Origin of the sequence: Streptomyces sp. NPDC102451 (assembly GCF_044765485.1) — a bacterium.
Classification (GTDB): domain Bacteria; phylum Actinomycetota; class Actinomycetes; order Streptomycetales; family Streptomycetaceae; genus Streptomyces.
In genome coordinates, this window is the sequence record NZ_JBIWKD010000010.1 from 136,143 (window position 1) to 153,363 (window position 17,221).

16 protein-coding genes are annotated in these 17,221 nt (G+C 68.7%); 7 read left to right on the forward strand and 9 right to left on the reverse strand.

The window, feature by feature from the left end:
• Nucleotides 1-61 precede the first annotated feature (61 nt).
• From ACIRD8_RS22955 to ACIRD8_RS22965, 3 genes are all read left to right on the forward strand, one after another.
• A complete protein-coding gene (locus ACIRD8_RS22955; RefSeq protein WP_403994477.1) occupies nt 62-892 on the forward strand; it encodes a hypothetical protein in 831 nt (276 codons plus the stop codon).
• Nucleotides 893-992: 100 nt separating this feature from the next.
• A complete protein-coding gene (locus ACIRD8_RS22960; protein ID WP_403994479.1) occupies nt 993-1,187 on the forward strand; it encodes a hypothetical protein in 195 nt (64 codons plus the stop codon).
• Nucleotides 1,188-1,227: 40 nt separating this feature from the next.
• Nucleotides 1,228-3,780, forward strand: coding sequence for a DUF262 domain-containing protein (locus ACIRD8_RS22965; protein WP_403994482.1), 2,553 nt, complete (start codon nt 1,228-1,230; stop codon nt 3,778-3,780).
• Between the two features lie 57 nt (nt 3,781-3,837).
• Here ACIRD8_RS22965 and ACIRD8_RS22970 read toward each other — a convergent pair whose 3' ends face one another.
• The 3 genes from ACIRD8_RS22970 to ACIRD8_RS22980 form a co-directional block, all read right to left on the reverse strand.
• The gene (locus ACIRD8_RS22970; protein WP_403994485.1) at nt 3,838-4,884 is read right to left on the reverse strand and encodes a ParA family protein; all 1,047 of its coding nucleotides are present in this window, start codon (nt 4,882-4,884) and stop codon (nt 3,838-3,840) included.
• Nucleotides 4,881-6,077 (reverse strand): ATP-binding protein, encoded by a 1,197-nt coding sequence (locus ACIRD8_RS22975; RefSeq protein WP_403994488.1) that lies wholly within the window; start codon nt 6,075-6,077, stop codon nt 4,881-4,883. Before ACIRD8_RS22975 ends, ACIRD8_RS22970 begins: the two co-directional genes overlap by 4 nt.
• 114 nt (nt 6,078-6,191) lie before the next feature.
• Nucleotides 6,192-9,632, reverse strand: a complete 3,441-nt coding sequence (locus ACIRD8_RS22980) for a HelD family protein (protein ID WP_403994491.1) — start codon at nt 9,630-9,632, stop codon at nt 6,192-6,194.
• Between the two features lie 376 nt (nt 9,633-10,008).
• Between ACIRD8_RS22980 and ACIRD8_RS22985 the strand changes: the two genes are divergently transcribed.
• Nucleotides 10,009-10,143 (forward strand): hypothetical protein, encoded by a 135-nt coding sequence (locus ACIRD8_RS22985; protein ID WP_403994494.1) that lies wholly within the window; start codon nt 10,009-10,011, stop codon nt 10,141-10,143.
• Between the two features lie 298 nt (nt 10,144-10,441).
• Here ACIRD8_RS22985 and ACIRD8_RS22990 read toward each other — a convergent pair whose 3' ends face one another.
• The 3 genes from ACIRD8_RS22990 to ACIRD8_RS23000 all read right to left on the reverse strand — a co-directional run bounded on the left by ACIRD8_RS22990 (nt 10,442) and on the right by ACIRD8_RS23000 (nt 13,189).
• The gene (locus ACIRD8_RS22990) at nt 10,442-11,029 is read right to left on the reverse strand and encodes a hypothetical protein (protein WP_403994497.1); all 588 of its coding nucleotides are present in this window, start codon (nt 11,027-11,029) and stop codon (nt 10,442-10,444) included.
• 294 nt (nt 11,030-11,323) lie between these two features.
• Entirely contained in the window at nt 11,324-12,577 is a 1,254-nt protein-coding gene (locus ACIRD8_RS22995) for a hypothetical protein (RefSeq protein WP_403994499.1), read from the reverse strand.
• A 156-nt stretch (nt 12,578-12,733) separates the two neighbouring features.
• Nucleotides 12,734-13,189, reverse strand: a complete 456-nt coding sequence (locus tag ACIRD8_RS23000) for an ATP-binding protein (RefSeq protein WP_403994502.1) — start codon at nt 13,187-13,189, stop codon at nt 12,734-12,736.
• Nucleotides 13,190-13,420: 231 nt separating this feature from the next.
• Here ACIRD8_RS23000 and ACIRD8_RS23005 point away from each other — a divergent pair, with 231 nt between their 5' ends.
• Nucleotides 13,421-13,969 carry a hypothetical protein gene (locus ACIRD8_RS23005; protein WP_403994504.1) on the forward strand — a complete coding sequence of 183 codons (549 nt, stop codon included), beginning with the start codon at nt 13,421-13,423 and terminating at the stop codon, nt 13,967-13,969.
• Nucleotides 13,970-14,140: 171 nt separating this feature from the next.
• Here the strand turns inward: ACIRD8_RS23005 and ACIRD8_RS23010 are convergent, their stop codons facing one another.
• The 3 genes from ACIRD8_RS23010 to ACIRD8_RS23020 form a co-directional block, all read right to left on the reverse strand.
• Nucleotides 14,141-14,398, reverse strand: coding sequence for a hypothetical protein (locus tag ACIRD8_RS23010; RefSeq protein WP_403917342.1), 258 nt, complete (start codon nt 14,396-14,398; stop codon nt 14,141-14,143).
• A 348-nt stretch (nt 14,399-14,746) separates the two neighbouring features.
• The gene (locus ACIRD8_RS23015; protein WP_403917339.1) at nt 14,747-14,938 is read right to left on the reverse strand and encodes a hypothetical protein; all 192 of its coding nucleotides are present in this window, start codon (nt 14,936-14,938) and stop codon (nt 14,747-14,749) included.
• Between the two features lie 149 nt (nt 14,939-15,087).
• A complete protein-coding gene (locus ACIRD8_RS23020; protein ID WP_403994506.1) occupies nt 15,088-15,582 on the reverse strand; it encodes an RNA polymerase sigma factor in 495 nt (164 codons plus the stop codon).
• Between the two features lie 518 nt (nt 15,583-16,100).
• On the opposite strand from ACIRD8_RS23020, the gene ACIRD8_RS23025 reads away from it, so the two are divergent.
• Nucleotides 16,101-16,952 carry a helix-turn-helix domain-containing protein gene (locus ACIRD8_RS23025; RefSeq protein WP_403994509.1) on the forward strand — a complete coding sequence of 284 codons (852 nt, stop codon included), beginning with the start codon at nt 16,101-16,103 and terminating at the stop codon, nt 16,950-16,952.
• 2 nt (nt 16,953-16,954) lie between these two features.
• Nucleotides 16,955-17,155, forward strand: coding sequence for a DUF397 domain-containing protein (locus ACIRD8_RS23030; protein WP_403994512.1), 201 nt, complete (start codon nt 16,955-16,957; stop codon nt 17,153-17,155).
• Nucleotides 17,156-17,221 lie beyond the last annotated feature (66 nt).

Consider the following 17,221-nt stretch of genomic DNA (forward strand, 5'->3'; position numbering starts at 1 on the left):
TGATGCACTCATCGCTCACCTCCAGTGACACCACCCCATCGGGAGGCCCACCGCCGTGCACATGGAAATCCTCGACGTCTCACCCGAATTGGCCACCGAGTGGCTCACGCACAACACCAGTAACCGTCCACTGAGCAAGGGCACCGTCCAGCAGCTTGCCGCCCAGATCCAGCGCGGTGAATGGCAGCTCACCCACCAGGGCATCGCATTCGACGAGGACGGGGTACTGATCGACGGTCAGCACCGCCTGGCCGCGATCGCCAAAGCCGGCGTCAGAGTGCCGCTGACCGTCACGCACGACGTGCCTCGCACAGCCTTCACCGTCATGGACACAGGCCGCAAGCGCACCGGCCGCGACACGCTCGCACTGGCGGGTGAGGCCAACGCCAACTACCTGGCAGCCGCCCTTCGCGGTCTCCATCTCTATCTGAACGTCCCCAACTCTGCGTGGAGCGGCGGGTCATCGGTCACCAGCAACGACCAACTGCTCACGTTGCTGGAGAAGCACCCCGCCATGCGCGACGCGGTCCCGCACGGACTCGCACTCAACCGCGGCTGTCGCATCACCATCACCGCGGCAACGATCGGTTGGTACCTCACCACCGAGGCGCGGCCCGACATCGATCAGTCCCTCTGGCGGGAAGGCGTGATCTCGGGCGCGATGCTGGAGGTCGGCGATCCCCGCCTCACGCTCCGCAACACCATGCTGAAGATGGCCAACGGCGACACCGGCCGCCGTCGGGACGACTCCCGCGAGCACCTTCTGTACTACCTCAAGTCCTGGAACGCCTGGGTCGAGGGCCGCAACATGAAGCTGCTGCGCCGCTCACCCAACGAGACGATGCCCCGGATCTCGAACCAAACGGTCGAGGGTACGGGGTCGGGCGCATGACCATGCATCCCGTACGGCAGCCGCAACCCTGCGCGCACGAACGGTCACGCACCACCATCCTGATCCATTACGGTGACAGCCGTAGTCCTGGGGAGGGCGCATGAAGAGGAACACGCTGGAGTACGAACAGGCCGCCCCGATGCTGTCCGCCCTCGTCGTACTCCAAGCCACCAGGTGGCCGTCCGGCGGCTTCTTCCAGCTCGCCCGCCGCGCCCCGTTCTCACGTCCCGGTGACGACACAGAACTGTGGGCCGGCGAGCTCGCGTATCTGGCACGACACCACTCATCGCGCTGAAGCGCCCGTACACCACCGGTCGCAGCAGGAAAGGAAGCGCATGCGCGCCCAGGAAATCACCTTCCTCAATCTCATCCAGGGGGAGAAGCAGTTCCAGGTACCGCTCTACCAGCGGACCTACAGCTGGGGCAAGGACCAGCTGGAACGGCTGTGGGAGGACATCGGCGAGCTCGTCGAACAACTCCGGGCGGGTGAGACGGCTGCGCCGCACTTCCTCGGCTCCGTCGTCCTCGCCCCAGGGCAGATCCAGGCCGGCGGGGTGCAGAAGTGGCTGGTCGTGGACGGCCAGCAGCGTCTCACCACACTGATGCTGGCGTTCACGGCATTGCGCGACCAACTCAGGGACTCGGGCGACACCAGGGGCGCCGAGCGGGTGCACCGCCAGATCCTCGTCAACGAGTACCAGGAGGCGCTGGACCACTACCGGCTGTTGCCCACCCAGGCGGACCGGCAGGCCTTCACCGCGTGCGTCGGGTCGGCCCCACAGGCGGGCGGCGGCGGCAATATCGGCTTCGCCTACCGGTTCTTCCTGGGAGCGCTCGCCGAGGGCCAGGAAACGGCCGCGCACCCGAAGGACTGGCTGGGGGCCGTGGAGAGCGTCCTCAAGGGCCTGCTGTCGATCGTCGAGATCACCGCCGAATCGGGCGACAACGTCTACCGCATCTTCGAGTCGATCAACAACACCGGTGTCGGTCTCAGCCAGAGCGACCTGCTGCGCAACTACGTCTTCATGCTGCTCCCCCAGCGGGGTGAACGGGTCTACCGGGAACTGTGGCTGCCGATGCAGCAGAGCCTCGGCCCCAAGAATCTCGAACTGCTGGTCTGGCTGGACCTGGTCGTACGCGGCCACAACAAGACCAAGCAGAGCGAGATCTACCGCGAGCAGCAGAAGCGGTTGCAGCCCCTCGCCGGTGACGAAGAGGCACTGCAGCGCGAGATCGCCCAGTTGTCGGAGCGCGCCCAGCGGTTCCTCCGCATCGTCGAACCCGCCCGTGAGCCGTCGGCACCTCTGCGGGCGTCACTGGAACGCCTCGCCGCGTGGGGCGGCACGACCCACTACCCCCTGGCCCTGCATCTGATGGGCCTCGTCGACGCAGGCACGAGGAGCCCGGAGGACGCGGCCGAGGCCCTGCTGTACGTCGAGTCGTACCTCGCCCGGCGCCTCATCTGCCAGACGCCGACCGCCGGAATCAATCGCATCTTCATGGAAGCGCCGAAGGACCTGGAGACCGACCGTCCGGCGGCCGAGGCGGTTCGACGATTCCTGTCGGGCAAGCGGCGCCGGTGGCCGAGCGACGAGGAGCTGCGATCGGCGATCCGCGGCAAGCCGTTCTACTGGGCGGGGCGCCCTCCCCAGCGCAGTTTCATCCTGCGCCGGCTGGAGGAGAGCTACTCCCCCACCGAGCCCGTCGACTTCGCCAAGGCGTCCCTCAGTGTCGAGCACATCCTCCCCCAGAAGCCGGCGCAGGCGTGGTTCGACCTCCTCTCCGACGAGACGGAGGACGGCCAGTCATCCCAGGAACTGCACGATTCGCTGGTCCACACCCTCGGCAACCTGACCCTGACCGGCGACAACTCCAAGCTCTCCAACCACCCGTTCCAGCGCAAGCAGCAGATCCTTGATGCCAGCGCGCTGCGAATGAACCTGGAGATCGCCTCGTCGCAACGCTGGGGCAAGGCGGAGATCATGGCCCGGGCCGACCGTCTCTGGGAGCGTTCCGTGGAACTGTGGCCCGGCCCGATCGGCGGATTCCACGCGGCCGGCGAGGAGTCGTCGAGCTGGACCGAGCTGCGCGCAGCTCTGGTCGCGATGCCGAGCGGCACCTGGACGGCGTACGGCGATGTCGCCGAGCTGATCGGCAGCCATCCGGTGCCGGTCGGCGCGTATCTGTCGGCCAACCCGACGGTGATCAACGCCTATCGCGTCCTGAGCTCCGATGGAAAGGTCTCAGCCGGATTCCGCTGGGCCGAGGGCAGCGACCGCCTCCCTCCCCAGGACGTGCTCCGGAGCGAGGGCGTCCGGTTCGACCGCTACAACCGCGCCCACCCGTCCCAGCGCCTGACCGCCGCGGAACTGGCCACACTGCTGGGCAAGGACGTCACCCGGCAGGCCGCGCACGATCCGCTGCCGGACCGCGAGAACCCGGAGGCGGCCGAGCGCTTCCGCAGCCAGTTGCAGGAGCACTGGCCGGACGCGGCGACGGGGGTGGCCGCAGCCCTCGACTTCTGGCGTCGCCAGGGCGGCTATCTCAACTACGGGCGCTACGAGGAGACGAGCTGCTTCCCCATGCTCGACGCGGGCACGAGCACCCGCCCGCACCTCATGTGGCCGTTCGGCCTCTATCCGGTCAGCGGGACCGTGGAGGTCGTCTTCCAGTACCTCAAGGACCGCGCCCCGTTCGACGACACGGAGCAGCGCCGCGAGCTGCTCCGACGACTCAACAAGGTCGAGGGGATCGACCTCCCCGAGGCCAAACTGGAACTCCGCCCCTCGTTCCCACTCGCCGTCTTCGCCGAGCACGGCGAAGCGATCTGCGAAGCGCTGGACTGGTTCATCCACACGGCAGCGCTGGACCTGGCCCGGAGGGTGTGAAGCATGCGGTCCGTGTGCGCCTGAGGCGGTGTCGCCCTGCGTGCACGGACCGTCTCCTCACGACCGGGACAGTCCTTCCGTCCGTGCAAGTACACCTTCGGCGAGCGCCCGGAACTCCCGGTAGCAGGTCTGTACGTACTTCTGGGTGCTGCCGAGTGCACCGTCCGCCGCCTTGAGGTCGAACATGGGCTTACGCGCATCGTGCGCGAGCGGCATGAGGCTGCGGTAGTTGCGCAGGGTGGCCACACAATGCCGGTCGTCCCCCCGCGGGGGCACTCCCTCGTCGAGCACGGCCACCGAGTAGACCCACGGGATACGCTCCAGCCAGCGCGCGTAAGCCTTCACGGGCCGGTCCAGCCTCATCTCGGGCTGCATGATCACATACCCGAGCGGTCGCATCTCCGCGCGCGGGGCGGAGAAGCCGGCGGGCACCTGGGGCAGCACGAGCTGCTGCCAGTTCCTGCGCCAGTCGCGCAGGGTCGGCCCCAGGTTGCTGAGGCCCTTCAACGAGAAGAGGTCGGCGGCGAGAGGCATCAGGACGGTGTCCGCCGCGATGAGGGCCGCCCGGTTGATCGCTCCCAGGTTGGGGCCGACATCGATCAGGACGATGTCCGCGCGGATCCCGGCTGCCGCCTGTTCCACGACCCGGTGAAATGCGGTGGTGGTACGGATCGCGGCGATGTCACCGGCGAAGGTCTTGAACCACTCGTTGGAGAGCTTGTCCTCGAAGCGGCTGAGATCCAGACTGCCTGCCAGCAGCCACAGGCCGGGCTGGAGTTCGGCCGGCTCTATGGGCGCGATGTCGCCCGTGCCCTCCAGGATCGGCTTCACCGCGTCGGCGATCGTCTGCCCGCTGCGTACCCGCCCGGTGCCGGGGAGCGCCGACCACGCCGCGCCCTGCTCGATCAGCTCGGACTGTCCTTCCCACAGTTCCTCGATCTCGGTCTCGTCCAGGCACATCGAGGTGAGGTTGGCCTGCGGGTCGAGATCGACGGCCAGCACGGTCAGGCCGAGCCGGCGGAACATATGGGCCAGGTGGTAGGTGAGGGTGGTCTTGCCCACGCCGCCCTTGTTGTTGAAGAGCGCGATCGACGTCCTGGTCATGCGGCCCTCCACAGGGTCACGGCCCAGGACGAGTCGTCGACCTGGAACTCGGCGGGCGGATTGCCGTTCCTCGCGAGTGACGCCTGTACCCGCCCGATCCCCCGGCCGAACCGGTTCACGTAACCGAGCCCCTTCATGGCCGCCGCGAGGGACGGGTTCCGGTAGTCGGTGACACGGTCGAAGTTGTCGTCCCGCACCTGCCCATAAGGTCCGCCGGGGTTCGTCACCTCGATCCGGTCGTCGAACCAGGCGATACGGACCGGGGCGTACGACGTCTCGTAGTTGCGATGCATCAACGCGTTCATGCACACCTCACGCAACGCCTCCAGCGGATAGTCGGGCTGCGGCGTCTCCCTGAATCCCTCCTCCACCAAGCGCGTGCGCAGGTTACTGCGCAGCAGCGGTTCGAGCCGCCCCGCCAGACCGACGAGGTTCTGCCGCAGCTCCTGGTCGTCGGCCACGGGCGCGTCGAGGTCCGTGCCCTGGTACCGGATGAACTGTGCGTACGCTCCTGGGACGCGACTGCTCGGATCCAGCCCGATCACGAGCAGCCCAAGAGTCGTCGGCTGTCCTTCGGGAGTGGTGAGGTGCAGGGAGGAGAGCTGCTGACCGATGGGCCGCCCGTTCTCCTCGATGACCTCGGGGTCGACCATGGACGGCAGGTACGCCTGCCTGAACAGGTCAAGGTCAAGGTCGTCGAGCGTCGTGCGTGGAACGGGTCTCACGTCGAAGGGGCCGTCGTTCGCCCGTCGCCGCTCGGCGAGGACCCGCTCGTCCTCGCGGGTGGCCTTGCGGGTGGTCGGGCCGGGACGGACCCACACAACACCCTCGAAGCGCACGGGGAGAGCTGCCGAGGCCTCCACGTGAATGTGGACCACGGCCTTCCCCCGGTAGACAGCGGCCTGCACGGTGAGGGACGGCCTGTCCAGGATCCGTCCGTCGTTACGCAGATCGGTCAGCGCGAGCAGCGCCCGGTCACTGACGTCCACGTCGTCGACCGGGGTCCCGTCGTCCGCCACCCCGATGAGGATGTCCCCGCCGCCCTTTCCGACGAGGTCGTTGGCCATGGCGCAGACGGCGTTACCGATGGCGTCTCCGCGCTTCCCCTCCCGCTTGGCGGTCCGTTTGAACTCCAGGGCCGGGGTTTCGCAGGTACCGAGGGTGTCTGCCAGGTCGACTTCGTGTCCGTTCACACTGGGCATTGTGCCGGTTCTCCCGCTCCGACGGCTTCAGGCTGCCCCTTCGGCCGGAACCGGCGACGCCGGCCATGCCGCAGGGGCCCACGCCACGGTGGTGCGGGTTTGCGGTTACGCCCGTTCCGCCCCCAGGGCCGTGTCGACATCCTGACCCGCCCACCCCTGCTGCGGGGTGCGCCACAGGACGTGGACGCCGAAGACGTCGTGGACCGTGGCGGCCGACCAGCCCTCGGCCGGGGGTCCGGCCAGGACGAGGCAGAGGCGATCGGCAGGTTTGGGCAGGGTGTGGTTGATCTCGTGGAGGCGGGCCGCTCCCGAGCGGAGGTCGGCGTAGGTGGAGAGCCCCGCGCCGAGCACTTCGTAGAGCATGTGGCCCTCGTCGGTGACGCAGGCGGCATCGACCACGGAGTGCTCCGGCTCCGGCTGCCGGTCCGCTCGGAAGAGAGCCGCCTTGAGTTCGTACCGCACTGCCTCATGGGTCTTGCAGGTGCGGTCCGCCGCGGCTGACGCCGTGAGGGTGTGGAGGAGATGCGCACCGTGTTCCGTCTTCTCCGGTGCGACGGGGGAGGTCGTGGTGGTCATGAGTGTTTCTTCCTTCGGATCGGACGGCTCGGGTACCTCGGACCGGCGCGGTCCGTCCTGCTCGTGTTCCGCCACCGGGCCGGTCTCGGTGGGGAAGCGGCGCTCGATGGTCCGCCGGGCTTCGGCCAGGTCCTCGGCCAGGCCGCTGCGCTCCAGTTCGGCCCGGAACCGGTCCAGGTCCGGTGTGCCGGAGACCGACGCCCGGTTGGCATTGGCTGCCAGGTCCCGCAGCAGGTTCAGTCGGGGCCTGTCCGGGGAGCCGAGGACGCGCCAGACATCCAGCCAGTCGTGCTGGTCCAGGCGCAGGCAGCGGTTGGCCATGCCCTTGAGCTCCGAGAGCCGGGCGCGGAAGTCGTCCGGGACGTTCCCGCCCGCCAGGTCCTCGACAACATCGAGGGCGTCCACGTAACGCCGGGCCATGGTGGGCGAGATGGGTCGGCGGCCCCGTTCGTCGACCGTGACGAAGCTGACGCTCGACGCGTGGCGAAGCACCCAGGCGTTCAGCTCCGCCCCCGCGGCGGGGGGTGTGGAGCCGTGGCGCACGGCCATGAGCAGCGGGCGGCCGGTGGTGGGTGAGACCGCCTCCACCTTGTAGTTGCCCCCGGTGGTGTGGCCGATGACGCGGACCCGGATGTCGGTGCCGATCTCCGGGGTGTCTTCCTCCGCCGGTGTGGCGTGGGAGTCGGGCCCAGGGAGCGTCTCCTGCGCACTGTCGGCGCGGTCCATCAGCGCGTCGGGGAGCGGCGCGGTGTGCAGAACGGTCAGGCTCTGGGTGCTGCGGGTCAGTGCGACGTACAGCTGGCGCAGGCCGGACGGGCCGCGCTCGGCGATGGTGGCGGGCTCGACGACGAGGACATGGTCGTACTCCATTCCCTTGGCCTGAGCTGCGGTCAGCACAGACACCGCCTCGCGCTCCTGCGCCGTGATGCCGTCGGCCTCGTCCAGGTGGCGGGCGATCTCTTCGAGCCGGCCGGAGTCGTCGGGAACGACGACGGCGACGGACCGCAGGGTGCGCCCGTCGCTGCTGCCGACGAGGCGGACGGCCTGGGTGACGGTGTCGCCGAGCAGCTTCCACGGCTCGGTGGCAATCGTGCGTACGGCGCCCGCACCGGCCTCCCGCACGGCCCGCGGGTACGGCAGCGAGGGGGCGACCGCCCGGGCCAGTGGAGCGACGAACTCCATGATCTCGGCAGGTACGCGATAGCTGGTGTTCAGCTCCTCGACGCGCCAGTCACCGTGGTCGGACAGGAGCGCACCGAGGCGGTCCCACCCGGTGTACGGATACGGGCCGGTGGCCTGGGCCAGGTCACCGAGGACGGTCATCGAACCGCCCCGCGCGACGCGGCGGCGCAGGGCGCGGGCCTGCATGGGCGTCAGGTCCTGGGCCTCGTCGGCGACGATGTGGCCGTAACGCCTGGGTGTCTCGCCCGTGATGAGGTAGCGGAGTTCTTCCAGGCATACGCGGTCGTCCAGGGTCCAGGGGTCGTCCTCCGCCTTCTCCGCCCGAGGGCGGAGAAGGGCGGTCTGCTCCTCTTCGCCCAGGATGCCGTCGGCGCAGCCGCGCAGGAGGTCGGGCGAGTCGTAGAGACTGCGCAGGGCTTCCCTGGCGCCCGGCGAGGGCCAGGCACGGTCGAGGAGGCGCTCCACCTGGCGGTTGCGTTCCAGGCTGCGGCGGATCGTGCCGTCCGCCCCACGGCGCGGGGCCAGGGCGGCGAGTTCCCGCAGGAGCCGGTCGACGAGCAGGCTGCGAAAGCGGTCACGGCGCTCGCGGTGGGACCCTTCACCACCGCGCGCCTCCTCGAAGAGAGCGTGGACCTCGGAGCGCGGGACGCGCAGGGTCGTGCTGCCGGCGGTGACGGTGAACGCCGGCTCGTCCCCGTCGAAGGAGGGCTCCGCGAGAAGGCGGTCGATGGCCTCGGGGCGGCACTCCTGCTCGACGCGGCGCCGCAGGACTGCGGCCATGCGCTCGTCGGACTTCACCAGCCGTGCCGCAGGTGTGTCGGTGCCGAGGATGTCGCCGTCCCACAGACGGGAGAGCTGGACGGCGTTGACCTCACGCGTACCGAGGGTGGGCAGGACCTGGCCGACGTAGTCGAGGAACCTCTGGTGCGGACCGATGACCAGCATGTCCTGGGCCTTGAAGTGGTTGTTGTTGACGAGCCAGGTCACACGGTGCAGACCGACCGCGGACTTGCCCGTACCAGGACCGCCCTGCACGACGAGGATGTCGGAAGGAGTACCCGTGACCAGGTCCATCTGATCGCGGCGAATGGTCTCGACGATGTCCCGCATGCGGCCGCTGCGGGAGCGCTGGAGCTCCCGGAGCAGCAAGTCGTCCGGCTGGAGGGGCTTGCGGCGCTGGAGCCGGGCCACATCGGCGGGGGTACGGACCGGAGGGCGAGCTCCCGGCCTCTCCCCCTCCATTCCCTCGGCCTCGACAGGCTCCGGGGTTACCGCGTCGTCCCCGGCCGTCCGAGGTGTCGGAACGGCAGGCAGCGCGGAATCGGGAACAGCTACGGGGACAGCAGCCGGAGCGATGTCGTCGAAGTAGTCCTCGACGACCCGCTGTACACAACGCAGTTGGCGCCGCAGGGTGATGTCACCGGGCGCATCCGGCTGCGCCGCGAGCCACTTGGTAGCGGCCGGGCTGGTCCACAGCACGACGACGGGCTCACGGGTGCGGATGTCGGAGACTGCACGCCGCCCCACGTACCAGGGCCGGCACTCCTCCCCCGTCGCTTCCGGCGCGTCGACGCGGACGGTGACCAGCGATTCGTCTCCCAGACCGCCGTACGCCGCCGCCCTCTCCTCGGCGTCGAGCCGGTTGGCGATGCCGTCCTTGTTGCTGGCGGCGGCTGTTGCCGCCGAGGTCCCGGTCATCTCGGCCAGGCGCTCGGCATAGCAGTCGTACGCCCGGTCGACGGCCTTCTGCTCATCGTCAATGACCTGGTCGCGTGTGGTGGTGTTCATCCGCTGTCCCTCCCTGGCAGCGCCCAGCGGAACGCCGCTACGGGCCTGCACCCGCGCTCCCCCGCCAACTGGCCTACCGCGTTGCACCCATGAGTGCTGGTCAGTACCGCCACCCTAAGCATCGCACCCATTGACTCAGTTCACAACTGTTCCGACGCACCGGATTGCCGGGCGGAATTTCCTCACTCTTCACGCCCCCCTTCGCCATGACCGGCACCGGGCGGGCTCCCCTTCGGCGCCCTGTCAGCCGGGGAAGGGCACCTCCCGGCCATGTCCGGCACATGCGTGCGACGGCGGAGCGCATATCTACATAGCTTCGGAGTATCTCGCCCAGCTGAAGGCCGAAAGCTCATTCGCCGACGTACCTGCCGACCAGATGACTCGCGCGCAATACGAGGAACTGGCCGCCCGGTACAACGGTGGCCCGGGCTGGCAGACCGACGACGCGCAGGCCTACGGGCGCGGCTTCGGCTACAACCTGCACGATGCGAGGCAGGCCCTACGTGACTGAGCAAGAGACGAAGCGGCCCGCGAAGCAGGGCATGACTCCGTACCTCGGCTCGCGGTACGGCCGCTCTACGGGTGGGGTCGCCGACATGCGGCTGTCGACCAGTCGGACGTCCAGCGGTTCACAGACGGGATCACCTCACGCTTCGCGCCGATGCCCCATGGGCCCGCCTCCCTCTACCTGTCCGTGCACGCGCGTCGGTCGTCGGTCGTCGGTCGTCGGTCGTCGATGTTCACGAAGCCGAAGGACTGTGGGCCAAGTGCCGGCAGAAGGCCCTCAAAATCAGGGAACGCGACGCTCGTCAGTACGCGCCGATCGACCAGAAGACGCCCACCTCGTCGTGGCTCACCGCGATCACGCCCAGGTCCTCCAACAGGTCGAGGCCGTTGATGTACTCGTCGGTGAGGAAGTGGTGGGACTCGGTGCCCTTGAGGCCCGCCGTGAGGAAGTCCGGGGCCGGCCCGGACGCGGCAGCCCTCGCGTTGGTCCAGTAACTGGCGTCCGGCCCGTACCGATCGAGGAGTGTACGGGCGTCCGTCAGCACGGCGTCCTGGTCCGGGCGGGTTCGCACGGGGGCGGGCTCCCCCGTCCATTCCTCCGTCATGACGGCGAGGGCAGTATCCGCCGCCTTCCTTTCCAGGGGGTACAGATGATCGGCCAGCTCTGATGCGGCGGGCGGATCGAAGGGGTAGGCGGGCACGCTGTCGCGAGCGCTGTTGGTGCGGTCCGGATCCAGCCGGACCCACCCGCGCGGGTCACGGACCGAGCGGTGCAGTACCGCCAGCACGTCGTGCGCCCAGTTCTCGTGCGAGCGAGGCCCTGTGGCCACGAAGACGTACGGGTCGCCGAGCAGCCGGACAGCCGCCGCGTTCCAAGGGCACACCCGCATGCGGAACTCCTCCAACAAGCTGCCGACTCCCTGTCTGAAGACGCCCTCGGGCTGCCGCGAAAAGCCCTTGAGCCGACCGAGAGCGGAGTGAACGAGGTCGCCCGCCTCACCGACAGTGTGTCCGCAGCACGCCACCGACTCCCGCTCAACACCAGGAGCCCGCCTCCGGCGTCGGACGGGGCGGCAACTACCTCAATGGGTTTCCATGGGCGGCATGGGCCCGTTCCTGCACACGGCGCCAGATCCTCAGCAGGGTGCAGTCGGCTGCGCACGCACCTGACAGCCGGCGCCCGCTCAGCCCTTCTCGTCGGACTCCTCATCGCGTCCGCGTCGACGGCGTACTCGCTCGGCGATCCCACCGGCGAGCTTCTCCGTCACCGAGCCGGCCCGGTCGAGGGTCTCGCTGCCGAGGCTTCTGGCGGTGTCGACGCCCTTGGCTCCCGCCTCGAGCGCCTTGTCCCTCACGTCCGTAGCCGCATGGGCCCACCGCCTCGCCTCGGACGACTGTCCACCGGCCTCGATCCCGAGCAGCATGTGGAAGTCGCAGACGCTGGTCGCGACGTGGTTGCTCGACCGGACCACAGCCGGGGACTTGGCCGGGTGCAGCAACACCTTCGTGTTGGCCGTGTCAGCTACCGCGTCCATCCTGGCCAGCAGACGCTCGGTGGTCCGCAGGATGAGTTCCAGGCGGTCCTGGCGGGCGGCCTTCAGCCCGAGCCGATGCCCGTTCAGCTCCTCCGGCGACGCGTCCAGCACCCGGTCGAGTTCGAGCACGGCCATCGCGTCCTGCAGTTGGAAGCAGCGAGCCAGAACAGCGAGCCACTCCCGAACGGCGGACTCAGCCTCCTTGGCCGTCGTGGCGAGATCACCGATCTTGCCCTTGTGCTCCATCTTCTCGGCGACTGCGTCGAGCTGACGCAACGCGTACGCCTGGGTCTCTGCGATCGTCGTCGGCGCGGCCTGGACCTTCGACCAGGTGATCTCGTCGACTCCCCGCCTGTTCTCGCGGACGGTCATGACCTCCTCGACGACGAAGCCCACTCCGATCATGCGGGCGAACACCGCGTCCTTCTGGGCGCGCAGCACGTCGTCGACCTTCGCGTCGATCGTGGCGAGATAGTCGGTGATCTCGTCCATGCTCTGCTGCATCGCGACCTGTGACATGAGCTTCGCGGCATTGGCGAGGACCGCGGGGTTGCTCAGCAGCGAGCGAGGGCCCTTCACGAACTCGACGAAGCCCTTGATCTGCCCCCTCTGCCCCTTCACCACCCCCGTACTGAAGCCGGTCTTCGCACTCTCCCTCAGCCCGTACTTCTCCACGAGCCGTGCGGACTTCGGGGTCAGCTTCACCCACCGACCGGAGTTGGCGGCAAGGTCAGAGCCCACCTGTGCGGCTACCGCCCCGATGCCGACGGCTGACCTGAACCGTTGCACTCCGAGATCCTTCGACGACAGTCCTTCCGAGACGAGGAAACGTTCGACGTCGGCCTCACTCCCGAGGACCGCCAGTCCGTCACCGTCACTGATCAGCTGAATCCCGTTGTCCATGACCCGCTCCAGAAGTGGCTGCTGACAGGTGGGGGTGCGCGCGGTGACTGCGGACAGAGCCAAGGGCTTGCCATGCCTGCGCCGGCACATCGATCACTCGAATCGGGTCACCCCGTCCGGACGCCCCTCCCCCCTGGGCACCAACCATGCCACTCGTTAACTGAGTTCACAAGATTCTGCGGATACCACTTCCGCCCAGACCGTCTTGGTGTAGGCGTCACGGGCTACGCAGCCCCAGCGGTCCGCGTACGCGTCGACGAGGAGCAGACCCCGTCCCGCCGTGGCGTCGGCGCGGGCGGGCGAGGGGTCGGGCAGCGGACGCTCGGGACGTGCGTCCGTCACTTCGATGCGCACGGCGGCGGGCTGGAGCGCGAGGACCAGGCGGAAGTCACGGCCGGGCAGGCGCCCGTGAGTGATGGCGTTGGATGCAAGCTCGGCCACGACGAGGGCGACGGCCCAGGCGGTCCCGGAGTCGTACGGGATCCCCCAGGCGGCGAGCTGCTGCTCGGTCAGCCGCCGCGCGAGTCGGGCTCCGCGGGGCGTGCTGCTGAGACGGATGACGAACTCGGCCGGCGTGAGGCCGAGTCCGGCGGTGAGGCTTCTGGATGACATGTCGCCACCGTGCGGGTCACGCTCCAGTGCGGGCCAGGGCATCCCGCCGTACCCCGGTGCGGCGTACGGCCGCCGTACGGGTCACGGCGACCTTGACCACGGGCTCCGGGCGTCTGAATCTGTCTTCCATCGAAGGTCAGCCTTGTGGTGGCCGTCGCTCGTCACCACACCGACGGGCGACGGTCGGGCAGGTTCACGGCTGACGCGGGCCACGCCGTTCCAGGGGGATTCATGAGCACTGGGGTCATAGCGTTACTCGTCGCCGTGGTCGGCGTGGCGGGCACTCTGCTCGCCCCGATCACCACCGCCTGGGTGAGCTCGCGCTCACGCCGCCAGGAGTTCGAACTCCAGCAGGACTCCGACCGGGCGAAGAGGCACATCGACGACGCACAGGCGAACCTGGAGCGTCGGCGCGACACCTACGTCGCGCTGAACTCCGGCGCCCGGCGGTACCGGTTCCTGATGATGGAGGACCTCTACGCCGCACGCCGCGGGGCAGACCCCGATCCGGCGACGGAGCTGGCGCGCGTCGAGTTCCAGGACACGTACGCGCAGGCGCAGATGCTCGTTCCCGACGATGTCCTGCACTCCTGCCAGACGGTCCGGGTGGCGCTGGCAGAGGCCAGGAAGCTCATGGACTCACTGGCCGAGGACGTCACGCACGATCAGCAGAAGTGGCAGGAGGCCCACACCTTCCTGATCGGAGTGTGGGAGCCGATCGGAGTGATGCAGCTCGCCATGCGCCAGGACCTCGGCATCTCGGCACCGCGGCGTCCGTGATCGCTCGGGGTCCCGCCGCTCCGCTCCCCTCCCGCCGGATCCGTGGAGGGCTCCTGCCCATGCGGAGGCCCCCGAGACCACAAGGGCTCAGGGGCCTCCGCGTGCTATGGGTGGGACCGAACCCGCCGACGAGGCCGGCCCGGCGCGACCGTCGCCTCCGTCATCGGGCAGCTACGGGCGGCCCATCTTCTCCTGGAGGGTGAAGACGAAGCCCGTCGCGACGACGAACGAGGTGGCGCTCGACCCGAGCGCGGTGAGCGGCGAGGCGTCGAGGCTGCCGACGACGAGATAGGCGACCAGGCCGGCCACCAGGCCGATCATGACCGCGAGAGCGGCCTTAAGGTACCTGATCTTGGCCTGGGCGCTCTTCAAGGCCCGGACGAGCGCGGCGTTGTCCGCGCGGAGTTGGGCGGGAGAGGAGATGGTCATCTTCGGTGAGTCCTCAAGTACGGGGTCGCAGCGCCTGGTCGAGCGAGTGTTCCGTGCCGACGAACGGCGGATGGTTCCGGCTGCGCGGTTCTGACAGGAACGACGAAGGCCGGTCCCGCCGCGTGAGCGGCGGGACCGGCCTCTCCCCCGAGAATGCCGTGTCATGCCCTTTCACCTGGCATGACGGGTTCGGGCCGCCACCTCATGCGCGAAGACGGTCTCCCCGTGGCCGTACTCCCGCATGATGTGTCTGCCGCGTCGCACGACGTCGCCGATTCGTGGTGTGACGTGGTGCCGAACCTGGTGCAGTTTCGTCCTCAGTGACAACTGTCCGCGGAAACGGTGCGACTACTCGGTCACGAGCTTGCCCCCGCTGAGCATGCGGACACGACGCTGCAGAGCAACGGCGCTCCGGACGGGAGACCTCTGCCACACCGGCGAGCCGACGAGGAGGTTGTCGACAGCCCGGTATCCGCGGACGAGGACGACGGCCAGGAAAGCCAGAAGGATCGTGGTCGCCTGGAGAAATCGAGTGTGCATATGCTGCCCCTTTTCGATCTTGACGGGTTCCGAGCGGTTGTCGGACTGGAGATGCTGCCTGCCACGGCTAGCTCTCCACCTCGGCCCGCGGACCGCCGTCCCGGTATGAGGCGGCACCGGAACAGTGGCCCACCGGCCAAGGAGCAGATCTAGTCCTCGGTCGAGCTCAGCTGTTCGAGCACGGCCGGCACGCGGAGCCGCCGGTTGGCGGACCTGAGCGCCTGCCGTACCGCGCCCGCGCCGGCTGCTCCGACCAGGTCGGCGATGCTGCGCGAGTCGAGTCCGTAGTGGTGCTTGAGGATGTAGACCTTGTGCTGATACGCGGTCAGCTCCGCCCGGAGGATCTTCTGGATCCGCTCGAACTCCGGGTTGTGGTCGAAGTTCACCACGAAGCCCGTCCTGTCGAGCTCCGCTTCGACCGCCTCGCCGGTGAGGCTCTGCGCCCGACAGCCGAGATGGCGGAGCATGTCGGTCGTCGTGTTGGAGCAGACGGCCGCCATGTAGGCGTCCAGGTTGTCGATCACGTGCCCCGCCTGAAGACGCTGGAGGAGGCGCACAAGGGCCTCCTGCCAGACATCCTCGACGTGCTGGCTCGCGATGCGCCTCTCGATCAGCCGCTTGAAGTGCTTCGCGCGTTTCTCCACGTGGCTGATCTTCTCTTCGATTGAACGGCCCCCTTCAGGGCTCCCGGACGACTGCCTCATCCTGTTGTGCTCCCATCGCGAGTCTTGCCCCAGCCGCACCAGGACACCGGCGTGTCCTGGGCCCCCAGCAACCCGGCTCGAAGAGCTAGACGTCCGGTGGTGGCGAACCGTGAGCCGGGGGCCACTGCGCTCGCTGAATTGCCGCACCATCGGGCGGAGGGCTTCGCGACCGGAGTTCTGTTCAGCGAGCCACCACCTGGAGCGGCGGCTGAACGTGCGCCTCGGGTGTGTGGTGTGCCGCCGGATCGGCCCGCTCGACAGCGGGACAACTCCCCTACCCGGCAAAGGAATACCCATGCGATGCGCGAAACGGCCTCGCCCGGCGGCAGGAACCGGAGCGGCCTGACCGTACGGGGCTTGTACGGGCGTTGTACGGGTCCGGGGCCGTGACGCTGGAATGGCCCCCGCTGTTGAACCATGTCCAGTCGCAGTGGGGTGGCCGGAAGGACGTGAGGGCAGTGCGGGAGACGGGTAGTGGGCGCGCGACGAAGGTAAAGGCGAAGGAGGAGAACGACCTGCCGGGGGTCTGGGTGGCGTACGGAAGGCTGCTCCAGCACCTGCGCAAGCGGGCCGGGTTGAGTCAGCCGGCGCTGGGCGAGGCCATCGGGTACTCGCTGGAGCAGGTCGCGTCGGTCGAGCAGGGGCGGCGGGCAGCGAAGGTGACGTTCACGGTCGCGGCGGAACGGGTGCTGGGGGCGGGCGGTGTCCTGGACGTCCTCCAGGGCGAGGTGGACCGGGCGAAGCTCCCCCGCTTCTTCCGTAACTTCGCGCTCATCGAGGCGGAGGTGCTGAGCCGCTTCTCGTACGACCCGCTGCTGGTGCCGGGACTGTTGCAGACGGAGGCCTACGCGCGAGCGGTGTTCGCCGGCCACTGCCCGCCGTTCAGCGAGGAGATCGTGGACCAGCACACGGAGGCTCGGCTGGGCCGTCAGCGGCTGCTGGCACGGGACCCGATGGCGGAGCTGTCGTTCATCATCGGGGAGGAGGCGCTGCGGGACCCTGTGGGCGGGCGGAAGGTGATGCGTGAGTTGTGGCAACACCTGCTGAAGGTGGGCACCTTGCGCAATGTGGAGGTCCAGGTGATGCCCGCAGGGTGCGGCTTCCATGCCGGCTTGGACGGTCCGTTCGTCCTGATCGAGACGAGCGAGCTCCGACGCCTTGGATACATCGAAGCTCAGGAGATCGGATGCATCGTCAGTGATCCGGCGGACGTCAGCGGCTTCGCGCTGCGTTATGGCAAGCTGCGATCGCAGGCCCTGAACGCCCAGGAGTCTGCGCGGCTCATCGAACAGCTGGTGGGAGAGACATGAGCATGGAGCAGGTAACCAAGAACGTGGACGAGCTGCGCTGGTTCAAGAGCAGTTACAGCGGATCGGGCGGCGGCGACTGCGTAGAGGTGGCTGCCGACCACGGCGCGGTCTGCGTAAGGGACTCGAAGGTCGCGGGCGGAGGCCCGGTGCTGCGGGTCGGCCGTGGCGAGTGGAAGGCGTTCGTGTCGCTCGCTCAGGGCTAGCTCCAACGAGCTTCTGAACGGAAACGACGGGCTGGTCCGCATCACGTGAGGTGATGCGGACCAGCC

Excerpts from the sequence above, each read along its gene's own strand:
- ACIRD8_RS22955 (WP_403994477.1), top strand. The coding sequence starts at position 62 with ATGGAAATCCTCGACGTCTCACCCGAATTGGCCACCGAGTGGCTCACG.
- ACIRD8_RS22960 (WP_403994479.1), top strand. The coding sequence starts at position 993 with ATGAAGAGGAACACGCTGGAGTACGAACAGGCCGCCCCGATGCTGTCC.
- ACIRD8_RS22965 (WP_403994482.1), top strand. The coding sequence starts at position 1,228 with ATGCGCGCCCAGGAAATCACCTTCCTCAATCTCATCCAGGGGGAGAAG.
- ACIRD8_RS22970 (WP_403994485.1), bottom strand. The coding sequence starts at position 4,884 with ATGACCAGGACGTCGATCGCGCTCTTCAACAACAAGGGCGGCGTGGGC.
- ACIRD8_RS22980 (WP_403994491.1), bottom strand. The coding sequence starts at position 9,632 with ATGAACACCACCACACGCGACCAGGTCATTGACGATGAGCAGAAGGCC.
- ACIRD8_RS22985 (WP_403994494.1), top strand. The coding sequence starts at position 10,009 with ATGACTCGCGCGCAATACGAGGAACTGGCCGCCCGGTACAACGGTGGC.
- ACIRD8_RS22990 (WP_403994497.1), bottom strand. The coding sequence starts at position 11,029 with ATGCGGGTGTGCCCTTGGAACGCGGCGGCTGTCCGGCTGCTCGGCGAC.
- ACIRD8_RS22995 (WP_403994499.1), bottom strand. The coding sequence starts at position 12,577 with ATGGACAACGGGATTCAGCTGATCAGTGACGGTGACGGACTGGCGGTC.
- ACIRD8_RS23000 (WP_403994502.1), bottom strand. The coding sequence starts at position 13,189 with ATGTCATCCAGAAGCCTCACCGCCGGACTCGGCCTCACGCCGGCCGAG.
- ACIRD8_RS23005 (WP_403994504.1), top strand. The coding sequence starts at position 13,421 with ATGAGCACTGGGGTCATAGCGTTACTCGTCGCCGTGGTCGGCGTGGCG.
- ACIRD8_RS23010 (WP_403917342.1), bottom strand. The coding sequence starts at position 14,398 with ATGACCATCTCCTCTCCCGCCCAACTCCGCGCGGACAACGCCGCGCTC.
- ACIRD8_RS23015 (WP_403917339.1), bottom strand. The coding sequence starts at position 14,938 with ATGCACACTCGATTTCTCCAGGCGACCACGATCCTTCTGGCTTTCCTG.
- ACIRD8_RS23030 (WP_403994512.1), top strand. The coding sequence starts at position 16,955 with ATGGAGCAGGTAACCAAGAACGTGGACGAGCTGCGCTGGTTCAAGAGC.